General features: G+C 71.5%; 16 protein-coding genes. 7 read left to right on the forward strand and 9 right to left on the reverse strand.

What is annotated here, in order from left to right; genetic code table 11:
- Nucleotides 1–911: 911 nt before the first annotated feature.
- Nucleotides 912–1,841: a DNA-3-methyladenine glycosylase 2 family protein gene (locus ABZX65_RS35655; RefSeq protein ID WP_355350049.1), complete on the reverse strand. Its 930-nt coding sequence runs from the start codon at nucleotides 1,839–1,841 to the stop codon at nucleotides 912–914.
- Nucleotides 1,842–1,971: 130 nt separating this feature from the next.
- Entirely contained in the window at nucleotides 1,972–3,111 is a 1,140-nt protein-coding gene (locus ABZX65_RS35660; RefSeq protein WP_355350007.1) for an NDP-sugar synthase, read from the reverse strand.
- Nucleotides 3,112–3,319: 208 nt separating this feature from the next.
- On the opposite strand from ABZX65_RS35660, the gene ABZX65_RS35665 reads away from it, so the two are divergent.
- From ABZX65_RS35665 to ABZX65_RS35680, 4 genes are all read left to right on the forward strand, one after another.
- Complete coding sequence (locus ABZX65_RS35665) at nucleotides 3,320–4,111, forward strand: TIGR03089 family protein (RefSeq protein ID WP_355350010.1); 792 nt, start codon at nucleotides 3,320–3,322, stop codon at nucleotides 4,109–4,111.
- 186 nt (nucleotides 4,112–4,297) lie between these two features.
- Nucleotides 4,298–5,776: an LCP family protein gene (locus ABZX65_RS35670; protein ID WP_355350013.1), complete on the forward strand. Its 1,479-nt coding sequence runs from the start codon at nucleotides 4,298–4,300 to the stop codon at nucleotides 5,774–5,776.
- A gap of 153 nt (nucleotides 5,777–5,929) precedes the next feature.
- Entirely contained in the window at nucleotides 5,930–7,750 is a 1,821-nt protein-coding gene (locus ABZX65_RS35675; RefSeq protein WP_355350016.1) for an LCP family protein, read from the forward strand.
- A 312-nt stretch (nucleotides 7,751–8,062) separates the two neighbouring features.
- Entirely contained in the window at nucleotides 8,063–9,871 is a 1,809-nt protein-coding gene (locus ABZX65_RS35680) for an LCP family protein (RefSeq protein ID WP_355350019.1), read from the forward strand.
- 60 nt (nucleotides 9,872–9,931) lie between these two features.
- Here ABZX65_RS35680 and ABZX65_RS35685 read toward each other — a convergent pair whose 3' ends face one another.
- Nucleotides 9,932–11,068: a glycosyltransferase family 2 protein gene (locus tag ABZX65_RS35685; protein WP_355350022.1), complete on the reverse strand. Its 1,137-nt coding sequence runs from the start codon at nucleotides 11,066–11,068 to the stop codon at nucleotides 9,932–9,934.
- 118 nt (nucleotides 11,069–11,186) lie between these two features.
- Here ABZX65_RS35685 and ABZX65_RS35690 point away from each other — a divergent pair, with 118 nt between their 5' ends.
- Nucleotides 11,187–12,740, forward strand: coding sequence for an LCP family protein (locus ABZX65_RS35690; RefSeq protein ID WP_355350025.1), 1,554 nt, complete (start codon nucleotides 11,187–11,189; stop codon nucleotides 12,738–12,740).
- Between the two features lie 167 nt (nucleotides 12,741–12,907).
- Here ABZX65_RS35690 and ABZX65_RS35695 read toward each other — a convergent pair whose 3' ends face one another.
- The gene (locus ABZX65_RS35695; RefSeq protein ID WP_355350051.1) at nucleotides 12,908–13,387 is read right to left on the reverse strand and encodes an acyl-CoA thioesterase; all 480 of its coding nucleotides are present in this window, start codon (nucleotides 13,385–13,387) and stop codon (nucleotides 12,908–12,910) included.
- A 321-nt stretch (nucleotides 13,388–13,708) separates the two neighbouring features.
- On the opposite strand from ABZX65_RS35695, the gene ABZX65_RS35700 reads away from it, so the two are divergent.
- The gene (locus tag ABZX65_RS35700; protein ID WP_355350028.1) at nucleotides 13,709–14,923 is read left to right on the forward strand and encodes an LCP family protein; all 1,215 of its coding nucleotides are present in this window, start codon (nucleotides 13,709–13,711) and stop codon (nucleotides 14,921–14,923) included.
- Between the two features lie 188 nt (nucleotides 14,924–15,111).
- On the opposite strand, the gene ABZX65_RS35705 is transcribed toward ABZX65_RS35700, so the two are convergent.
- From ABZX65_RS35705 to ABZX65_RS35720, 4 genes are all read right to left on the reverse strand, one after another.
- Entirely contained in the window at nucleotides 15,112–15,534 is a 423-nt protein-coding gene (locus ABZX65_RS35705) for a hypothetical protein (RefSeq protein ID WP_355350031.1), read from the reverse strand.
- Nucleotides 15,535–15,701: 167 nt separating this feature from the next.
- Complete coding sequence (locus tag ABZX65_RS35710; protein ID WP_355350034.1) at nucleotides 15,702–16,406, reverse strand: LAETG motif-containing sortase-dependent surface protein; 705 nt, start codon at nucleotides 16,404–16,406, stop codon at nucleotides 15,702–15,704.
- Nucleotides 16,407–16,701: 295 nt separating this feature from the next.
- Entirely contained in the window at nucleotides 16,702–17,874 is a 1,173-nt protein-coding gene (locus ABZX65_RS35715; RefSeq protein WP_355350037.1) for an acyl-CoA dehydrogenase family protein, read from the reverse strand.
- A 139-nt stretch (nucleotides 17,875–18,013) separates the two neighbouring features.
- Nucleotides 18,014–19,258 carry an LCP family protein gene (locus ABZX65_RS35720; protein WP_355350040.1) on the reverse strand — a complete coding sequence of 415 codons (1,245 nt, stop codon included), beginning with the start codon at nucleotides 19,256–19,258 and terminating at the stop codon, nucleotides 18,014–18,016.
- A 173-nt stretch (nucleotides 19,259–19,431) separates the two neighbouring features.
- Here ABZX65_RS35720 and ABZX65_RS35725 point away from each other — a divergent pair, with 173 nt between their 5' ends.
- Nucleotides 19,432–20,772 carry a UDP-glucose/GDP-mannose dehydrogenase family protein gene (locus ABZX65_RS35725; protein WP_355350043.1) on the forward strand — a complete coding sequence of 447 codons (1,341 nt, stop codon included), beginning with the start codon at nucleotides 19,432–19,434 and terminating at the stop codon, nucleotides 20,770–20,772.
- Between the two features lie 152 nt (nucleotides 20,773–20,924).
- Here the strand turns inward: ABZX65_RS35725 and ABZX65_RS35730 are convergent, their stop codons facing one another.
- A complete protein-coding gene (locus ABZX65_RS35730; RefSeq protein ID WP_355350046.1) occupies nucleotides 20,925–21,479 on the reverse strand; it encodes a CGNR zinc finger domain-containing protein in 555 nt (184 codons plus the stop codon).
- Nucleotides 21,480–21,699: the final 220 nt, after the last annotated feature.

The following is a 21,699-nucleotide window of genomic DNA, read 5'->3' on the forward strand; positions in this document are numbered from 1 at the left end:
GCGGGTGCTTTGTCGTCTGCGGGTGCCGCTTGTGCCTGGTCGGTGCCGGTCCGGGGCACCTCCTCGAAATGCGGCTACCTGGTCGTGGGTATCCGGTGCCCTTCTTGTCACCGCATTTCTGCGGGGGCACCCCGGCCCGTCCCCTCCCGGTACGTCGGCGTCCGCCCGCCGGTGGGGATGGCCGGGAGGGGGGTGGGCTCCGGTACGTCGGCGTCAGGCTGTCGGTGGGGGTGGCGGAGGGGGCTGGGTGGGCTCCGGTACGTCGGCGTCCGGCGGTCCGGTGAGGGTGCTGGCGGGGGGGTGGGCTCCGGTACGTCGGCGTCCGGCCGCCGGTGGGGGTGCTGGGAGGGGGGTGGGTGGGGGCCGGGCGTCTCCGCCAGCGGCCGTCCGGGCGGGTGGGCTGGACAGGGGGGCCGGGGGGTGGGCCATGCACCACCCGGCTCTTCGCTCGGGTGAAGGGGGCGAGGCCCGGGTCTTGCGGGGTTCGACGGTTCGGCTCGGGCCCGCAACCTGACGGCCGCCGGAGGGGGTGGGGGGCTAGGGGGGTTAAGGGGCCACCTGGTCCTCAGGGCGGGTGTGGGGCTCGCCGCAGGGGTTTTGTGGGGCTCTTGGAGGAAGGGCCCGAGCATTCCGACTCACCGGGAGGGGGCACGGGCGCAGGGCGGCCCGCCGAAAGAACCCCCCTCCCCCGGCAACCCCCACCGGCAGGCGGACGCCGACGTACCGGGAGGGGACGGGCCGGGGTGCCCCCGCAGAAATGCGGTGACAAGAAGGGCACCGGATACTCACGACCAGGTAGCCGCATTTCGAGGAGGTGCCCCGGACCGGCACCGACCAGGCACAAGCGGCACCCGCAGACGACAAGGCACCCGCACGGGTGGGCGGGCGGGAAAAGACAAAGGGCAAGAGGGCTAGCGGCCAGGAGGGTTGGGGGCCAGGCGGGGGGCGCGGCGGGGCGGGGCGGGAGAGTTGAGGAGGATGAGGCGGGCGGCACGGTGCCGCTGCCCCGCGTAAGGGGCGAGAAGACCGAGCATGACCTCGTCGGAAGAGCGGCGCTCACCCGTGAGGGCGTACCCGACCCGATGCGGCAGGTGCAGGTCCCCGACCGTCACGGCGTCGGCGGCCCCATGACTGCGCTGAAGCGTCTCGGCAGCCGTCCAGGGCCCGATCCCGGGCACCGTCTGGAGCCGCGTGGCCGCCTCGCCGGGTGGAAGGGCGGTGAGCCCTTCGAGCGCGGAGGCGGCCCGGACGGCCCGCAGGACGGTGGAGGCGCGCTTGTTGTCGACCCCCGCCCGGTGCCAGTCCCAGGACGGGACCAGGGCCCACCCCCGCGCGTCCGGCATGACGCGCATGCGCTCGGCGCCCGCCGGCCCCGGCGCGGCCTCCCCGTGGCGGTGGAGCAGAAGACGCCAGGCCCGGTACGCCTCGGTGGTGGTGACCTTCTGTTCCAGGATGGAGGGGATCAGCGATTCGAGGACGAGCCCGGTACGGGTCAGCCGCAGACCGGGGTGGCGCCGGTGCGCGGCGTGCACGAGCCGGTGCCGGGGCGTGAACGCGGCCGGATCGTCGTCGGCGCCGAGCAGCGCGGGCAGCGCGTCGAGCAGCCACTGGCCGCCGGGCCCCCACGCGTGGGCCTCGATCGTGGCGGGACTTCCGGTCAGGCGGAGGGTGCCCGCGCCGTCGGGCGTGCGGCTGGCCCGCCAGACGGTGCCGTCCGGGTCGATCCGGAAGGCGGGGTCGCCGTAACCGCGGCAGAGCGGGTTGAGGGTGAGCCGGATGTCGAGCGGCCCGGCAGGCGACCAGGACCGGGTACGCGGAGCCGCGGGAGCCGCCGATGACACCGACGCCGCGCAAGCGGCGGTGGCGGTGGTGATGGAGGCGGGTCGGGGTCGCGGGAGAGGCACCCGGCGAGCGTATCCGCCCCCTCCGACGCACCCGCCGCCCCGCCCCCGTAAAGCCGAGCCCCCCGCCCTACTGGTCCGACGAGAAGCGCACCGCGCCCGCCGGAATCCGGGCTCCGCACCAGATCCGGACGCCGTCGCGCAGTTCGTTGTCGGGGCCGATGTGCGCGCCGTCGCCCACGACGGCGCCGTCGAGGACGGTGCGGGCGCCGATGACGGCGCCGATGCCGACGAGCGAGTCGCGGATGACGGCGCCGGGCTCGACGGTGGCGCCGGACAGCACGGTGCTGCCGTCGACGCGGGCGCCGGCCCCGATGACGGCGCCCGTGGAGACACAGGTGCCGCCGGAGAGCTTGGCGTCGGCGGCGACATGGGCGCCGGTCAGGACGAGGTGGTCGCCGCCGAGGCCCGCGACGGCGGGGGACGGCGCGTGGCCGAGTACGAGGTCGGCGGAGCCGCGGACGAACGCCTGCGGGGTGCCGAGGTCGAGCCAGTAGGTGGAGTCGACCATGCCCTGGAGGTGGGCACCGGCGGCGAGCAGGTCGGGGAAGGTCTCGCGTTCGACGGAGACCGGCCGCCCGGCCGGAATGGTGTCGATGACCGAGCGGGTGAAGACGTAACACCCCGCGTTGATCTGGTCGGTGACGATCTCCTCCGGCGTCTGCGGCTTCTCCAGGAAGGCTGTGACGCGGCCGTCGGCGTCGGTGGGGACGAGGCCGAAGGCGCGCGGGTCGGCGACCTTGGTCAGGTGCAGCGAGATGTCGGCGCCGGTGGCGCGGTGGGTGCCGACGAGGGCGGGGATGTCGAGGCCGGTGAGGATGTCGCCGTTGAGGACCAGGACGGGGTCGCCGGGCGCGGAGCGCAGCCGGTGGGCGACGTTGCGGATGGCTCCGCCGGTGCCCAGCGGCTCGGTCTCGGTGACGTATTCGAGGTGCAGGCCGAGCGCCGAGCCGTCGCCGAAGTGCGGTTCGAAGACCTCGGCGAGGTAGGAGGTGGCGAGCACCACGTGCTCGACCCCGGCGGCCCTGGCGCGCGCGAGCTGGTGGGTGAGGAACGGGACTCCGGCCGCCGGGACCATCGGCTTCGGGGTGTGCACGGTCAGCGGCCTGAGCCGGGTGCCCTTGCCCCCGACCAGGAGGATCGCTTCGGTTGCCGCAGGGCTCTCCACGGGGCGCTCCACGCTGACGGCGGAGGCGGGGTGTGCTCGCATGGCAAGCATAGTGACATAAGCCGTAAAGATGAGTATTCACGAACTGACGGACAGTCGGCCGCGCCGCCGCACTGACACCCGTACGGACGAGCCGACTCGAACGAGCCGACTCGGACGGGGACGCCACGCGCGACGGCCGCACGGGGAACCGGCCCCCGTACCCGTACGGGCACAGGCCGTCGTGATCGCTGGGGGTAGCCTGACACGCGTGACGCCGACCGCCAACACGCCCGACACGCCCCGCACTCCCCAGGGCCCCGCGACTCCCGCCGGGCTGCTCGACGCCGCGCTGCGCGGTGATCCGGGCCGCCCGCTGGTCACCTTCTACGACGACGCGACGGGTGAACGCGTCGAGTTGTCGGTGGCGACCTTCGGGAACTGGGTGGCGAAGACCGCGAATCTGCTCCAGGACGAGTTGGGCGCGCAGCCCGGCGACCGGCTGGCGCTGCTGCTGCCCGCGCACTGGCAGACGGCCGTGTGGGTGCTGGCCGGTTTCTCGGCGGGCGTCGTCGTGGCGCCCGGCGGCGATCCGGCCGGTGCCGACCTGGTGGTCAGCGGCCCGGACACCCTGGACGCGGCGCGGGCCTGCGGCGGCGAGCGGGTCGCGCTCGCGCTCCGGCCGCTGGGCGGACGCTTCCCGCAGCCGCCCGCGGGCTTCGTCGACTACGCGGTGGAGGTGCCGAGCCAGGGCGACCGTTTCGCGCCCTACGCGCCGGTCGGCCCGGACGCGCCCGCGCTCGTACTGCCGGACGGCGGGGGTGTGCTGACCGCGTCCGAGGTCGTCGCCAAGGCGCGCGCGTCGGCCGCCGCGCTCGGGCTCGGCCGCGGCGGACGGCTGCTGTCGCCGCTGTCCTTCGACACGTGGGACGGGCTCGCGGCCGGGCTGCTCGCGCCGCTCGCCGCCGACGCCTCCGTGGTGCTCTGCCGCAACCTCGACCGGCTGCCCGAGGAGCAGTTGGCCAAGCGGAAGGACGCCGAGCGCGTCACCGTATCTCTGTAGCGGTCACGTGCCCCGGCCTCGCCGGACGCCCCTGTCGTCACTTCCGTCACAGCTCGTCAACAGCTGTCTGTGGATTTCGGGTACCCAGGCAACCAACCACCGTATTCGGCTGTCTGAACGAATGCCGGGCGGGTAATCGCAAGCCTGTCCCCGGTAACCGGCGACTTCCGAGAGACGGGCCCCGACGTGACCACGCCAGCAGAGCCTCCGCAGGGTGACTCCGTTCCCCCCGCCTCCGACGGCTCCGACGACGCGTCCGGCACACAGAAGGCGCGGTCGGACGAGCCCGCCGAGCCGACGACCGAAGCGGAAGCAGAACCAGAGGCAGAGGCGGAGACCGAAGCCGAGGCCGAGGCAGAACCAGAGGCCGAAGCGGACGCGGACGCGGGGACGGAACCGGACGCCGCTACGGAAAAGGCCGCGGAGCCGGCCGCCGATACGGAGACGGATACGCCGCCGGTCGAAGGCCCCGCCGCCGCCCCGGCGGAGGAGCCCGCCAACCCCAAGAACTGGCGCTGGCTGAAGGTCGTCGCCCTGTGCACCGCCGTACTCGTACTGGCCTGCGCGGGCACCGGCTGGTACCTCTACCAGCGGCTCAACGGCAACATCACGACCGACACCGCGACCGAGAACGACCTGAAGGTGCACGCCTCCGAGCGCCCCACGCAGGGCCCGACGGAGGCCCAGAACATCCTGCTGATCGGTTCGGACAACCGCGGGAACGGCAACAGCAAGTACGGCCAGGACAGCGGCACTCAGCGCTCGGACACCACGATCCTGCTGCACATATCCGCCGACCGGAAGAGCGCCACCGCCGTCAGCCTCCCGCGTGACCTGATGACGCACGTGCCGCGTTGCACCCTGCCGAGCGGCAAGGAGGACCACGAGCGCTTCGAGCAGTTCAACTGGGCGTTCGAGTCGGGCGGCGCGGCCTGCACCATCCGTACGGTCGAGAAGATGACCGGCATCCGCGTCGACCATCACCTGATCGTGGACTTCAACGGCTTCAAGAAGATGGTCGGGGCGGTGAACGGTGTCGATGTGTGCCTGGCCGAGCCGGTGCACGACACGTACGCGCACCTCGACCTGCCCGCGGGACGGCAGACGCTCAACGGCGAGCAGGCGCTGGGATACGTACGCGCCCGGCACGGCATCGGCGACGGCAGCGACACCATGCGGATGGACCGCCAACAGGCGTTCCTCGCCTCGCTGTTGAAGAAGGTGAGCAGTAACGGCGTGCTGCTCAACCCGACCAAGCTCTACCCGCTGCTGTCGGCCGCCACCTCGTCGCTGACCGCCGACCCCGGCCTGGACTCGCTGAGCGAGCTGTACACCCTCGCGCACAGCCTCCAGCAGATACCGACCGGGAACGTGCACTTCCTGACCGTGCCGCGCGAGCAGTACGTCAACGACATCAACCGCGACCAGCTCGTCCAGCCCGCCGCCGACACCCTCTTCAAGACGCTGCGCGACGACCGGCCGGTGAACGTGTCGGACAAGGCGCCGGACAGCGGAGACGGCGGCGGTGACAGCGCGGGCGGTACGCGTACGCCCGGCACCCCGTCCGCGGGCTCGACCTCTACGGCCACGCCCACGACCACCCCCACGGGCCCCACGTACCGCGGAACGACCGCGGACCGCGACATCTGTGGCAAGAGCGGGTGAAATCCCGCTAAAGAGTCCACCTGGTCGGCAGGCGGGATCGGCAGCTTTGTCCGGTTGTAGGGGCGCTCGATTTGTCACGGGCGCGCATCGGCGCTGAACTGTGGGGCTAGTGTGAGCGATCCGGCCGATCCCGGATGGAGGACCCGAGCGACCGTGGACACGCAAGGCCGTAGGAACATCGACCCGGCGGACCAGTGGGTCCTGGACCCGGCGACCGGTACGTACCAGTTGCGGCTGGAGCCGGACGCGGCGCCGAGGCCCACCGTGCCGGGGCAGAGCGGTCATCGCGACGCCTCCCCCGCACCGCGGGACGCCGGGCGCGGCCAAGGGCGCGACTCCGCTCCCACCGCCGGAGACGACGACGCGGCCGGGGCCGGGACCGGCCCGACGGACAGCCCCGCCCCGTCCCCCGGCGGCCGGCGCGCGGCCCGCCTCGCGGCCAGGACCGGTGCCACGACCTCCACCACCGGCTCGGCGCGACTGGGGGGCGGCTCGGCCGACGCGTCAACGCCGACCAGCCGTCGCAAGGCGAGGAACAAGAAGTCCCGTAAGAAGAAGGTCCTGTTGTGGACCGCGGGCACGGTGAGCTTCGTGCTGGTGGCGGTCGGCGTCGGCGGCTACCTCGTCTACCAGCACTTCAACAACAACATCACGACGGTGGACGTCGGCAACGCGGGCAGCAAGGACGTCACGCACACCGGTCCGATGAACGTCCTGGTGATCGGCACGGACAGCCGGGTCGGCCTCGGCAAGAAGTACGGCGACGCGGGCAGCGTCGGCCACGCGGACACCACGATCCTCTTCCATGTGTCGGCCGACCGCAGCAACGCGACCGCGATGAGCATCCCCCGCGACATCGTCACCTCCATCCCCGACTGCCCGACGAAGCAGAAGGACGGCAGCACCAAGACGGTTCCGGGCACGCCCGCGCAGCTCACCACGCCCAAGTTCAACGAGAGCCTGGGCGTGGACGGCCGCGACCCCGGCTGCACCATGCGCGCGGTGACGGCGATGACGGGGCTGCCGATCGACCACTTCATGATGGTCAACTTCGAGGCGGTGAAGGCCCTGTCGACGGCCGTCGGCGGTGTCGACGTCTGCCTCGCCCGGCCGCTGGTCGACCCGAAGTCCCATCTGAACCTGAGCGCGGGACCGCACAACATCCAGGGCGAGACGGCGCTGGAGTTCGTAAGGACCCGGCACGCGCTCAAGAACCAGAGCGACCTGGACCGGATCAAGCTCCAGCAGAACTTCCTGAGCGCGATGATCCGGAAGATCAAGTCGAGCGGCACGCTGACCAACCCGAAGAAGCTGTTCACGCTGGCGGACGCGGCCACCAAGGCGCTCACCGTGGACAGCGCGATCGGCAGCGTGAGCAAGCTCACCAGCCTGGCCAAGGACCTCAGCGAGGTGGACGAGAAGCACATCAGCTTCACCACCCTGCCGGTGCTCGACAACCCGAACGAGAAGGTGCACGCCACCGTCGTCGTCGACCCGGTCAAGGCCCCGCAGCTCTTCGCGCTGATCAAGAACGACGTGTCGCTGACCGCGGTGAAGAAGCCGTCCGCCACGCCCGACCCCCGGCTGACCGGGCCGAAGGCGACCCCGCACGACACCCGCGTCAACGTGCTCAACGGCAGCGGGACCTTCGGCGCGGCGCAGAGCACCGTCAACTGGCTCCAGAACACCCAGGGCGTCAACCGCTCGGCGAACGGCGGCAACGCGCCCGCCACCGCCAGGACCGTCCTGGAGTACGCGCCGAACCAGGCCGACCAGGCGCGTTCGCTGGCCGCGATGATGGGGCTGCCCGCCTCCGCGCTGAAGCAGGGCACGACGGACGCGGCGCCGCTCGCGTACATGAAGCTGACCCTCGGCAAGGACTTCACGGCGCCCGGCACCCCGATCGGCCCGCCCACCGCGGCTCCCTCGGACCTCCCGAAGACCGAGGCCGCTGACACGGCGTGCGTGAAGTGACGTCGCGGATGTCGCGCACGCGACGAACGCGGTGAATACCGTAAACCCGGTGAATACGGTCAATCCGGTGAACGCGGCGACCGCCGTGACCTCCGTCACCCTCTGACGTGATCCGGGCGGGCGCCGGAGTCCCGGCGTCCGCTAATTGACGATCTCCGGGTGCAACTCCTCGCCGCTCACAGCCGTCTGACAGTGGGGCGACCCAGTATGACCCGGGTAGGGCGGCGCGTCGGCGTGCACCGTCCGTACACCCCGCGCGAAGGCGCGCGGCCGGTCACCGTGATGACGATGCGCGCCACAGGGAGGTTCGGGATGCGCGACGGGACAGTGGGAGGGAACGGCTTCGGTACGGCACCCAACCCGGACCACCGGGGATGGGACGAGAGCCTGTACCGGGACGACGCCCGCGCCTACGCGCCCGGCGCGCCATCAGGTACGGACTCCGGCGGCGACGACGGCGCGGGCTCCGGCGCGGGACCGGACGCCGACCCCGCCTCTTCCGACGGCGGGCAGGAGCCACCCGAGCGAATACCGGGCCAGCGCGGCGCGGCGGGCGGTGGCGGTCACCGGCGCGGCGGCTCACGGCGGCGCACGAAGAGCCGTAAGCGCAGGGTCCTGAAGTGGGTGTCCATCGGCGCCGCGGTCGCGGTGCTCGGCTCGGCGGGCGCGGCCTACGGCTACTACGAGTACCTGGCGGGCAAGATCCGCAAGGGCGAGCGCGTCAGCGGCAGCTCGACCGTGGCGAAGACGAAGGCCAACGCCGCCGGCAAGACGGCGATGAACATCCTCATCCTGGGCTCCGACAGCCGCAACGACCCCGAGGATCTGAAGCTCGGCGGCGCCAAGAACACCGTGGGCGACGCCGCCCGCGCCGACGTGATCATGATCGCGCACCTGTCCGCGGACCGCAGCAACATGTCCGTGGTCAGCATCCCGCGCGACACCCGCGTCAACATCCCGGCGTGCACCGACCCCAAGACGCACGAGAAGTTCGCGCCGGTCAACGACATCATCAACGCGTCGCTCGGCCGCGGCGGCGCGGGCTGCACCCTGGCCACCGTGCAGAATCTGACCGGCGTCTACATCGACCACTGGCTGACCATCGACTTCTCCGGTGTGGTGAAGATGGCCGACGTCGTCGGCGGCGTCGAGGTCTGCGTGAAGCAGAATGTGGACGACCACTCGACCCCGGCCCAGCCCGGCGGTTCGCACCTGCACCTCAAGGCGGGCAAGCAGAAGATCTACGGCGAGACCGCGCTGAAGTGGCTGCGGACCCGGCACGCCTGGGGCAGCGACGCCGCGCGGGCCAAGGCGCAGCACATGTACATGAGCGCACTGATCCGGCAGTTGCGCAGCCAGAACCTCTTCACCGACCCGGGCAAGCTCAACAAGATCGCGACCACCGCGATGGAGGCGTTCGAGGTCTCCAAGGAGATCGGCACCCCGAAGAAGCTGTACGACCTGGGCATGCAGCTCAAGACCGTGCCGTCGGACCGCATCACGATGCTGACGATGCCGCACGACGCGGACCCGAAGGCCCCGCTGGCGCACTACATCCCGTCGGCGGACGCGCCCCAGGTCTGGTCGCTGCTGCGCAACGACGTGGCGATGGACGGCAACGGCAAGGCGAAGACCCCTGCGAGCGGGGCGCCCGCCACGACACCGGCCACGACCGCGCCGCAGGGCCCGGCCGCCGCGGCCTCCGACACCATCGCGGTCTCCGTGGTCAACGGCACCGCGGGCACCTCGGACGGCGTGGCCACGCCGAACCGCGCGGGCGGTATCGCCACCACGCTCAAGACCGCGGGCTTCACCAAGGCGGAGGCGAGCCAGCAGACCAAGCCGAGCCCGGGCACCACCCTCACGTATCCGACGAGCAGCGGTGACCAGGGCAAGGCCGACGCCACGGCGGTGGGCAAGGCGCTGAAGATCCCGGCGGGCAATGTGAAGGCGTCCGCGGACGTCGACACCATCACCTTGACCATCGGCGCGGACTGGAAGACCGGTACGGACTTCAGCAAGACGCTGCCGAAGAGCGGTTCCGTGCCGACGACGGCGGAGGCGGTGAACGGCGCGGACACGACCGGCTGCATGGAGGTGCTGCCGATCTACCGCTGGTAGCACGCGGGTGGGAGAGGGCGGGACCGGCAGGCGGTACGACCGGCCCGCGCGGGGAGCGGCTCACGCCTCCGCGCGGGCCGTCTCCGTCTGCTGGCCGTCCTGCTGGCCCTGCCCGTCCTGCTGTCCCCGCTGTCGCGACTCCCCGTCGCGCACCGCGGGGCGGCGGCTGGCGATCACCCGGCGGGCCAGCGAGCGCGGGCTGGTGAGGAAGCCGTAGCCCCAGCACATGTGCATGGTGGCCAGGGCGAGCGGGATACGCAGCCGGGCGCCGAAGGACAGGCCGCGGCCCGCCGGGAGCGAGCCGACGGTGATGGCGGCCACGTACGCGGCGGGCACCAGCAGCGCCCACGGGGTGACGGCCGCGCCGACGACGATGCCCGCCGCGTTGGCGAACAGGGCGACGGGGGCGGCCAGGTAGCGCAGGTTGACCGAGCCGCGGTGGTAGCGGGTGACGACGCGCCGCCAGCGGCCGTAGTCCTTGTACTGCTTGGCGAGCGCGCGCACGGTGGGGCGCGGCCGGTAGGAGACGCGCAGTTCGGGCGAGAACCAGATGAGGCGGCCGGCCTCGCGGATGCGGTAGTTCAGCTCCCAGTCCTGGGCGCGGATGAACTCCACGTTGTAGCCGTCCTGCCGCTCCAGCACCTCGCGGCGGAAGACGCCGAGGTAGACGGTGTCGGCGGGGGCGGCGGCGCCTCCGGTGTGGAAGGCCGCGTTGCCGACGCCGATCTTCGACGTCATGGCGGCGGCGACCGCGCGCTCCCAGTCGTTCTCGCCCTCGGCGTGCATGATGCCGCCGACGTTCGCCGCGCCCGTCTCGTCGAGGAGGCGGACGGCGGTGGCGATGTAGTCGGGCGAGAGCATGCCGTGCCCGTCGACGCGTACGACGACCGGGTGCCGGGACGCCTTGATCGCCGCGTTGAGCGCGGCGGGGGTGCGGCCGGTGGGGTTGGGCACCGTGTGGACCCGCGGGTCGGCGGCGGTCAGCTCGGCGGCGATCGCGTCCGTACCGTCCGTGGACGGGCCCAGCGCGATGACGACCTCCAGCTCGCCCGGATAGTCCTGCTCCAGGATGTGCCGCACCGAGTCGCGCAGATGGCGCTCCTCGTTGAGCACCGGCATGATCACGGAGACTGCCGGGGGCGCGGGGTTCTGCGGCGCGGCGGCACGGGTGGCGGGGTCAGGAGCGGCGGCGTTCATCGCGGCAAACGTTACCGCTAATGGGGGACACCAGCGCGTGGGGTCAAGACCTACTGTCCTATTTGTCCCTAGCCTGAACGGGTCCGCACGCCCCTGTCACCGCACGGAGGGATTCCCTGTGCCGCCCACCCGTGTGCCGCCCACCCGAGTGCCCCCCGCGCGCCGACGTCCGCCGATCCGCTGGAGCACCCGGATCATCGGCGGCCTGGCCCTGCTGATCATCACCGCGAGCGGGGTGGGCCACGCCGTGCTGAACGGGGTCAGCGGCGCGATCGACCGGGTGGACGCCTTCGGCGGGATGGAGGGGCGTCCCGACGGGTCCAAGGGCACCAACTTCCTGCTGGTCGGCACGGACGGCCGCGACGGCCTGGACCCGGCGACGAGGAAGGCGTACCACCTGGGCGGCGCGCCCTGTCACTGCACCGACACGATCATGCTGGTGCACCTGTCGGAGGACCGTTCGCACGCGAGCATCGTGAGCATCCCGCGCGATACGTACGTACGTCTGCCGGACCAGCCGTCGGCGGACGCGTCGTCCTCCGGGTCCCCTCCGGCGAGCGCGTCACCGCCCGGCACGCCGTCCGCCGCACCCTCGGCCACGCCGTCCGGCACGGCCTCCGGTACGGCGGGTGCCGCGCCCGCCGCCGAGGTCCAGGCGGACACCCACCCGGCGAAGATCAACCAGGCGTACGCGGACGGCGGCCCGAAGCTGACCGTCCGTACCGTCGAGCAGATCACCGGTGTGCACATCGACCACTACCTGGAGGTCGACTTCACGAGCTTCATGAAGACGGTCGACGTCATCGGCGGCGTCCCGGTCTGCACGACGCGCCCGCTGAAGGACTCCTACACCGGCCTCGACCTGCCGGTCGGCACCACGAAGCTGGACGGCGGACAGGCGCTCCAGTACGTACGCGCCCGGCATCTGGACGCGGCGGCGGATCTGGGGCGGATGCAGCGGCAGCAGCGGTTCGTGGCCCAGGTCATCCACAAGATCACCAGCGGCGGGACGCTGGCCAACCCGCTGGAGCTGAGCCGGGTCGCCTCGACCGTGCTCGGGTCGGTGCGCGCCGACCAGAACCTCAAGGCGGGTGACCTGATCGCGCTCGCGGAGGGCATGAAGGGCCTCACGGCCAGCTCGTCGGAGTTCGGCTCCGTGCCGCTGAGCGACACGGACTACTCCGTCCCGGGCGTCGGCTCCACCGTGAAGTGGGACACCGCCAAGGCCGGGAAGATGTGGGCGGCGATCCGCGCGGACCGGCCGCTGGCGGTGCACCACAAGACGGCCAGGAAGCACAAGGGCGTCAAGGTGGACGTCGACCCCGCGACCATCAGGGTCTCGGTCCAGAACGGCACCGACACCAGCGGGCTGGCCGCCGCCGCGCAGAAGGCGCTGGCCGCCACCGGTTTCTCGACCGTCGGCACCCCCGGGACGTCCGAGCACCCCAGCGCGCGGACCGTGATCCGCTACGACCCCCGTTGGGACCGCTCCGCGCAGTCCCTCGCCACCGCGCTGCCCGGCTCCGAGCTGGTGGCCGTGCCCGGCCAGGGCAAGACGATGAAGGTGGTCCTCGGCTCCGACTACAAGGCGGTCACGCCGGTGACGGCGGACGACGGCGGGGCGTCGGGGACGATGGACTCCGCGCTGACGGGTGACGAGGTCGGGTGCTGACCGGATGAGGTGCCGATCGGACCGGACGCTGATCGGATCGGTTGCTCAACTGACCGGCTGCTCAACTGATCCGCTGCTGACCGGATCGGCTGCTCAACGGCCTGAGGGCCGGACGGCCGGGGTCTCGGGGTGCGTCCCCGGGGCCCCCGGCCGTCTTTCCGAACCGTTCAGGACAGGCCCTGGTCGTCCAGGCCCTCGGCCGCGCGGCGGCGGCGCAGCTCCACGATCGCGCGGCGGCGGGCCAGGCGGTGGGTGCGGCGGATCTGGGCCTCCTGCCAGCGGCGGCGGTCGCGGTCGGTCTCGGGCAGGACCGGCGGTACGTGCCGGGGCTTGCCCTCGACGTCGACCGCGACGAAGACGAGGTAGGCGCTGGCGACCTGCTTGGCGACGCCCGACTCGTTCCAGCGCTCGGCCATGACGCGGACGCCGACCTCCATGGAGGTGCGGCCGGTCCAGTTGACCTGGGCCTTCACGGCGAGGAGGTCACCGACCCTGACCGGTTCGAGGAAGATCATCTCGTCCATCGCGCCGGTGACGGCGGGGCCGCCAGAGTGCCGTCCCGCGACGGCGCCCGCCGCGTCGTCCACCAGTTTCATGACGACGCCGCCGTGGACGGTGCCCAGCAGATTGGTGTCGTGCGCGCTCATGATGTGCGAGAGCGTGATGCGGGACGCCGAGGTCGGCTTGCCCGGGAGCGCCGCGCCGTCGGGAGCGGGGACGTCGGGCGTGGCCAGGGCCTCAGGTGCCCCCAGCGCCTCAGGCGCCGCCAGCGCCTCAGGCGTGGCCGGGGCTTCGGGGGCGGCTGGGCTCTCGGGGACTGCCGGGCTCTCGGGGGTGGGGCGATCGATCATGACAGCAACCTTATGTCCGTTGCGAAACGGTCGCGGCCGGTGGCCGAATGCATCGGGTCTGCTACAGAACCGCCGTGGATTCCCGGTCGTCGCCCGAGGCCGGGCACACTTTCCACCATGAACGGTTGGAGCGATGACACCGAGCAGCGCCGCGGCGCCGAGCCGCCGCTGCCCCCTGAACTGTCGCCGCGCCGGGCCGCCGCCGCGGCGGGCGGGGTACCGCCGCAGCCCGTCCGACGTCCCGGCCCCGCGGGACCCGCGGGCCCCGGCCGAGGCGGCCAGGGCGGAGGCGGCTTCGGCCCGCCCCCGCCCGGCGGGACCGCCACCGGCCCCCGCAGGCCCCGCTGGAGCACCCGCAAGAAGATCGGCATCACGGCGCTCGGTCTGGTCGTGGCGCTGCTGGTGGTGTCCGTCTCCACGTACTTCTGGGCCGACTCCAAGGTGCGCCGCGAGGTCGACCTGAGCAAGGTCGAGGACCGCCCGCCGACGGGCAAGGGCACCAACTATCTGATCGTCGGTTCGGACAGCCGTGAGGGGCTGACCAAGCAGGACGAGAAGGACCTGCACACCGGCGCCGCGGACGGCCAGCGCACCGACTCCATGATGATCCTGCACACCGGCGGCAACGGGACCACCATGATGAGCCTGCCGCGCGACTCGTACGTCACGATCCCGGCCTTCACCGGCCAGAAGTCGGGCAAGCGGTACGCGGCCTCCACGCACAAGCTGAACCGCGCGTACTCCGACGGCGGCCCCGAGCTGCTGACCCGCACCATCGAGTACAACACCGGCCTGCACATCGACCACTACGCGGAGATCGGCTTCTCCGGGTTCGTGAACCTGGTGAACGCGCTCGGCGGCGTCAACATGTGCCTGGACAAGCCGCTGAAGGACAAGGCGTCGGGCGCCGACTTCGCGGCGGGCTGCCAGAAGCTCAACGGCAAGCAGTCGCTGGCCTTCGTCCGGCAGCGGCACCAGGAGGCCGACCAGGACCTCGGCCGGATGCGCAACCAGCAGAAGTTCCTGTCGACGCTGGCCCACCAGGCGGCCTCGCCGACGACGATCCTCAACCCGTTCAAGCTCTACCCGGTGATCGGCTCCGGGCTCGACACGCTCATCGTCGACAAGAAGATGAGCCTGATGAACCTGGCCTCGATGTTCTGGGCCATGAAGGGCGTCACGGGCGGCGACGGCAACTCCGTCACGGTCCCGATCGGCAACGCCAACTACATGACGCCCAATGACGGCGACGCCGTGAAGTGGGACATGACGAAGGCGAAGACCCTCTTCGACGAGCTGAAGAACGACCAGAAGGTGACCGCCACCAAGTAGGTACCGGGTGGGCACCGACGGGACGGCACACACCGAAGGCCCCGGCCCCCGCGGCGAATCGTCGCTGCGGGGGCCGGGGCCTTTGGTGACGGTACGGAGTCTGCTGCCTCGGGATCTGATCCTCGAAGGTCTGACACCTCGGGCTCAGATGCCTCGGGGTCCGATGCCTCGGGCTGGACGCCTCGGGCTCAGACGGCGGCCGGGGCTCCGGTCACGGCGGGCACCCACTGGTCGAGCTCGGTGCGCCAGTAACGGGCCACGTTCAGCCGGGTCGGCTTGGGCTCACCGGGGAGCTGGAACTTCAGCGAGCTCCACAGGGCGTTCCGCTTGACCTCGGACACCAGGCCCGCGGCCTCGGCGCGCGGTATCGCGGCGACGAGCTCCTTCGGGCGGGAGCTCATGCGGCCCGCCTTGTGGAAGACCACGGCCTGCTCGGTGACCGTGACGAAGTAGTACTTCACGAATGCCTGGGCGATCAGGCCGAGCGAGTTGATCAGCCACGGGCTCGGTCCGGTGACCGTGTGGATCGTGGCGATCGGACGGTCGCTCGGGTTGATCTCCGCGATGGCCTGAGCCACCTGCTCCTGCATCGTGGACTTGCGAATGGCCATAAAGGGTCCCCCTGCTTCAGGTGTGTGGACGATTGCCGCGACGCCGTCGGATGACGACGGCGTCGCAGCGTATCGCCTGCTGCCTGTCAGGTACGCGCAGGGTTTGCATTGATACACGCCGGTGACGAACGAGACCTCAGCGACGCGTAGTTGGCCGGATCGTGACCTTAGTGACGCGCACCGGCCGTACGACGACGCAGGCCGTAGACGGCGCCGCCGCCGACCACCACGAGCGCGCCGGCGACACCGGCGATCATGCCCGTGTTGCTGCCGCCACCGGTCTCGGCCAGGTCGGTGGTGCCACCGGCCGCGGGCGAGGGAGCGTTGGTGTCGTCAACCGCCGCCGCGCCGCTGGTGCTCGGCGTCGCGGTGGGGGTGTCGGACGGGGCCGTCGAGGGCGTTTCGGTCGCCGGCGTGGTCGGCGTGTCCGACGGAGTGTCGGTGGCCGGCGTGGTCGGCGTGTCGGTCGCGGGCGTGGTCGGGGTGTCGACCTTGCACGCGGTCTCCGGCGTCTTCACGTCCGTGGTGCCGACCTTCTGGCCGGAAGCCTTCACGACGGTGACCGTGTACGTCGTGGACGGCGACCAGTCGACCGGGAAGTTGACGGTGACGCCCTGGCGCGTCCCGGTCAGGTTCTCCTGGTGACCGACCTCGGTCTGCCCCTGCGACACGGTGATGTTCACCAGCGTGTGGGAGTAGTCCTTGTTGGTGACGTCGATCGAGCCCTTGCCGTTGTCGCACGAGGCTTGGGCGGAGAACTCGGAGATGCTGCAAGCGAACGCGTTGCCTGCAACGCCCAGCGCGAGCGCGGCTGCGGCGGAGGCAACGCCGATGGTACGCACCGCGATTGCGGTACGGCGGGATATGGACACGTCTTCCCTTCACGGGATCGGATCACAAGCGCGGAAAGGGCACACAAGGGGCGGGATCGAACTCCCGCGCCACCTGTGGCCCTCAAACCTCTACAAGCCGCCGCGTCCGCTTGTCAATTGATCGCAAACCGCCCGCTAAACGGCGCCGGGTGACGATCCCCCCCGCCCGAACCACCGGACTACACCGGATAGTCGGACATAGCGATCTTCCCCCGATCGTTGTACTGAACCCCCCGAACCGCCCTCCCCCGTCACCCACTTCACCCCCGTCACCCGCCTATCACCACCCCCCGCCCTAGGGGAGGTTTCGCGCCATCACGATGCGCTGGACCTGGTTGGTGCCCTCGTAGATTTGGGTAATTTTGGCGTCGCGCATCATGCGCTCGACGGGGTAGTCGCGGGTGTAGCCGTAGCCGCCGAGGAGTTGGACGGCGTCGGTGGTGATGTCCATGGCGACGTCGGAGGCGTAGCACTTGGCGGCGGCGCCGAAGAAGGTGAGGTCTTCCTCCTTGCCGCCGGCCGAGACGCGTTCTGACCTGGCGGCGGCGGCGTAGGTGAGCTGGCGGGCGGCTTCGAGCTTCATGGCCATGTCGGCGAGCATGAACTGGATGCCCTGGAATTCGGCGATGGCCTTGCCGAACTGCTGGCGCTCCTTGACGTAGCCCTTGGCGTAGTCGAGGGCGCCCTGGGCGATGCCGATGGCCTGGGCGGCGATGGTGACGCGGGTGTGGTCGAGGGTCCTCATCGCGGTGGCGAAGCCGGTGCCCTCGGCGCCGATCATGCGGTCGGCGGGGATGCGGACGTTGTCGAAGTAGACCTCGCGGGTCGGGGAGCCCTTGATGCCGAGCTTCTTCTCGGGGGCGCCGAAGGAGACGCCCTCGTCGCCCTTCTCGACCACGAACGCGGAGATGCCCTTGGAGCGCTTGTCGGGGTCGGTGACGGCCATGACCGTGTAGAACTCGGAGACGCCCGCGTTGGTGATCCAGCGCTTGACGCCGTTGAGCACGAAGGTGTCGCCGTCGCGTACCGCGCGGGTCTTCATGCCCGCCGCGTCCGAGCCGGCCTCGGGCTCGGACAGCGCGTACGAGAACATGCCCTCCTTGCGCGCCAGGGCGCCGAGGTACCTCGTCTTCAGCTCCTCGGAGCCGGAGAGCTGTACGGGCAGCGAGCCGAGCTTGTTGACCGCGGGGATGAGGGAGGAGGAGGCGCAGACCCGCGCCACCTCCTCGATCACGATGACCGTGGACAGCGCGTCCGCGCCCGGGCCGTCGTACGCCTCGGGGACGTGGATCGCGTGCAGGTCGTTGGCCTCCAGCGCGTCACGGGCCTCCTGCGGGAAGCGGCCCTGCTCGTCCACCTCGGCCGCGAACGGCGCGATCTTCGCCTCCGCGAGGGAGCGGACCGCGTCCCGGAGCATGTCGTGCTCCTCGGACGTACGGAAAAGGTCGAAGTCGGAGGATCCGGCCAAGGTGTCTCACTCCCCGAGTGCAGCGCTAACTACCGTTAAGTAACCCAATGATCCTAGGCCCGCGCCCGCGGCGCCACCTACGTGACGTTCATGACACCCGCGGAACACCGCACGACGCCCTCCGACGCCCCGCAACGCCTCACGACACCTTGTCGCCGAGCCGGTCGACGGTGTTGTTCGCGAGGTAGTCGCTCATCGTGTCGTTGCGGAGCGCCTGCCACAGCTCGGAGGAGCCGTTGGCGTCCAGCAGCACCACGGACTGCTTCTTGATGGTGTCGAAGCCGGAGATCGGCGCGTTCATGAACACCATGTCCGAGGAGCGCACATCGCGCATGTTCCACACCAGGTCGCGCAGATCGCCGTTGGACAGCCTGTCGTCCACGCTCACCACGGACGTCACCTGGTCCAGGGTCCGCTTCAGCTTGAGCGGGTTGGAGAAGGTGCCGCCGGAGAGCATCTTGGACAGCACGGCCCGCAGGAAATTCTGCTGCCGGTGCGTACGGTCCAGGTCGCCGCGCGGCAGGCCGTAGCGCTCGCGTACGTAGTCGAGGGCGTCGTCGCCGTTCATGTGGTGGGGGCCGGCCGTCCAGACCCCGCCGGGGCCGTTGCGGCGGTCGACCGTCTTGTCGACGGTGATGTCCACGCCGCCGACCGCGTTGGTCAGATTCTTGAAGCCGCTCCAGTCGATCACCGCGAGGTGGTCGACCTTCACCTTGGTGAGCCGCTGCACGGTGTCGATCAGCAGCGGCGGGCCGCCCCAGGAGAAGGCCGCGTTCAGCTTCGCCTGGCCGTGGCCGGGGATGCTCACCCAGGAGTCGCGCGGCAGCGAGACGACGTACGCGTGTTTGTGGTCGGCGGGCAGGTGCACCAGCATCATCGTGTCGCTGCGCTGGGCGCCCGGCTTCCACTCCGGCGCCTTGGCGTTCTTGCCGGTGGTCGGCAGGTCGGACCTGGCGTCCAGGCCGACCAGCAGGAAGGTCTGGCTGCCGCTCTTGGACGCCTGCGGCTGCGCGGCGGCCGGTACGTCGGTCGGGAAGGCGTTCGGGATGCGCTCGACGCGGCCGGTGTAGTGCTGGAAGGCCCAGTAGGCGGTGCCGACGACCAGCAGCACACCGGTGCAGAGCAGGATCACGGCCGCGTACAGCACGCGGCGGGTACGGCGGCGCCGCCGGGTCGTGCGCGCCGGGCTGTCGGGGCCGTCAGGCCCGTCGGGCGCGAGGCCGTCCTCCGCATCCGGCTCAAGTCCCGGCTCCGGCTCCGGCTCGGACCCCGGCTCGCGCTTGACGGCCGATATCCGCCCCGGTATCCGCCCCGGTATCCCCTCCGGTTCCGGCGACCGCCCCTCGTCCGGCCCCCGGTCCCGCCGCTGATCCGGCGTCGTCACGTCCGTTCCGGTCGGGACCGTCCCCTCGTCCGTCCCGCCGCCTCTGCCGCTCGCGTCACCCACGATTGCACCCCACCCCTCGACCCACCCCTTGGATATCTGCACGCATTGTGGACCCCCGGCCCCCCGACCACCCACTATTTGGTCCGCGCGGTCCCTACTATGCTCTGCGCATGCCTCTGAAGCTCACCGTCATCGGCACCGGTTATCTCGGCGCCACCCATGCCGCCGCGATGGCCGAGCTCGGTTTCGAAGTGCTCGGCCTCGACATCGTGCCGAGCAAGATCGAGATGCTGTCGCAGGGGCGCGTCCCCATGTACGAGCCGGGCCTGGAGGAACTGCTCGCGAGACATGTGGCCGGGATCGAGGGCTCCAGCGGGCGGCTGCGCTTCACCACCTCCTGGGAGGAGGTCGCCGAGTTCGGCGACGTCCACTTCGTCTGCGTGAACACCCCGCAGAAGCACGGCGAGTACGCCTGCGACATGAGCTACGTGGAGAACGCCTTCTCCTCGCTGGCCCCGCATCTGCGGCGCCCCGCGCTGGTGGTCGGTAAGTCCACCGTGCCGGTGGGCAGCGCGGCCGGGCTGGCGGAGCGGCTGCGCGAGACGGCCCCGGCGGGCGCGGACGCGGAGCTGGCGTGGAACCCGGAGTTCCTGCGCGAGGGCTTCGCGGTGCAGGACACGCTGCACCCGGACCGGATCGTGATCGGCGTGACCAGCGAGCGCGCCGAGTCACTCCTGCGGGAGGTTTACGCCGGACCGCTCGCAGAAGGCACGCCGTTCATCGTCACGGACTACCCGACGGCCGAACTCGTCAAGACCGCGGCCAACGCCTTCCTCGCCACCAAGATCTCCTTCATCAACGCCATGGCCGAGGTCAGCGAGGCGGCGGGCGGCGATGTCGCCAAGCTCGCCGAGGCGATCGGGCACGACGACCGGATCGGCCACAAATTCCTCAGGGCCGGGATCGGCTTCGGCGGCGGCTGTCTGCCCAAGGACATCCGCGCGTTCATGGCGCGCGCCGGTGAGCTGGGCGCCGACCAGGCGCTGACGTTCCTGCGCGAGGTCGACTCCATCAATATGCGGCGCCGCACCAGCATGGTGGAGATGGCCCGCGAGGCGGTCGGCGGGAGCCTGCTCGGCCGCCGGATCGCCGTGCTGGGCGCCACCTTCAAGCCGGACTCCGACGACGTCCGCGACTCCCCCGCCCTCAATGTGGCGGGCCAGATACACCTCCAGGGCGGCCAGGTCACGGTCTACGACCCGAAGGGCATGGAGAACGCCAAGCGGCTCTTCCCGACCCTGCGTTACGCCCCCACGCCGCTGGACGCCGTCCGCGGCGCCGACCTCGTACTGCACCTGACCGAGTGGCGGGAATTCCGCGAGCTGGACACCGCCGCCCTCGCCGACGTGGCCCGCGAGCGGCACATCCTCGACGGCCGCAACGCGCTCGACCCCGCGGTCTGGCGCAAGGCCGGCTGGACCTACCGCGCGATGGGCCGCCCCTCCGCGTAACCGACGACACCCGCGGGGCCCGTACGCGACACCACCGCGTACGGGCCCTCGTCCGTGCGCACGTGCCTCGTACGTGCGCACGTCAATGACCGGCAGCACGGGCCGCCATACGGGCCGCCGTACCGGAAGGGAACGGCCGGGCGTCACGCGCCTCAGCGCGTACGGCTGCGGTACGCCCGCATCTTGGCGCGGCTGCCGCAGATCGCCATCGTGCACCAGCGGCTGCGGCCCGAGGGGCTGCGGTCGTAGTAGACCCACCGGCAGGTGTCGGCCGCGCACGCCTTGAGGCGGGGCCAGGTGCCGTCCGCGACGGCCGAGACGACGGCGGCGGCGACGCGGGCGGTGAGGGCCGGGGGTCCGGTCAGGCCGGGGGCGGGGCGTACGGCGGCTGCGCCCTCGGCGTCGACGGTCAGACGCAGCGGCGCGCGGGACAGCAGGCGTTCCAGCGCCTCCAGGGTGGCGGGCGGTACGTCGACGCCCGCGTGGGCCTGGCAGACGTCGCGCAGCGCCTCGCGCAGGACCAGGACGTCGGCGAGCCCTCCGGGGCCGAAGCCGGGCCCCTCGATGCCGCGCTCCCCCGCCCAGGCGGCCAGCTCCGCCGGGGTGCGCAGCGCGTCGTCGCCGCTCTCCAGGTCGACGGTGTTGACCAGGTCCTGGACCAGCCGCAGCGGTCCAGGCGCGGGACTGCGTTCTCCGGGCTGCTCCACCCTTGAAACGTTACCGCCACTCCGCCATGATGAAGTAACCGTTACCGGCTGAGACCGCTGTACTGGTAACCGTTGTACTGGTAACCGCTAACCGCTGTCCCGCTGCCGTGCCACCGGCCGGGGGCCGGGGCGGCCCCCCCCCGGGGCAAACCGGAAGTACGCGCACCAGGGGGGCGGCCGGCAGGCCAGTCACCCCCCCCCCCCGCCCGCCCCCGACAAC

This window comes from Streptomyces sp. NPDC003300 (assembly GCF_040610915.1).
GTDB lineage: Bacteria > Actinomycetota > Actinomycetes > Streptomycetales > Streptomycetaceae > Actinacidiphila.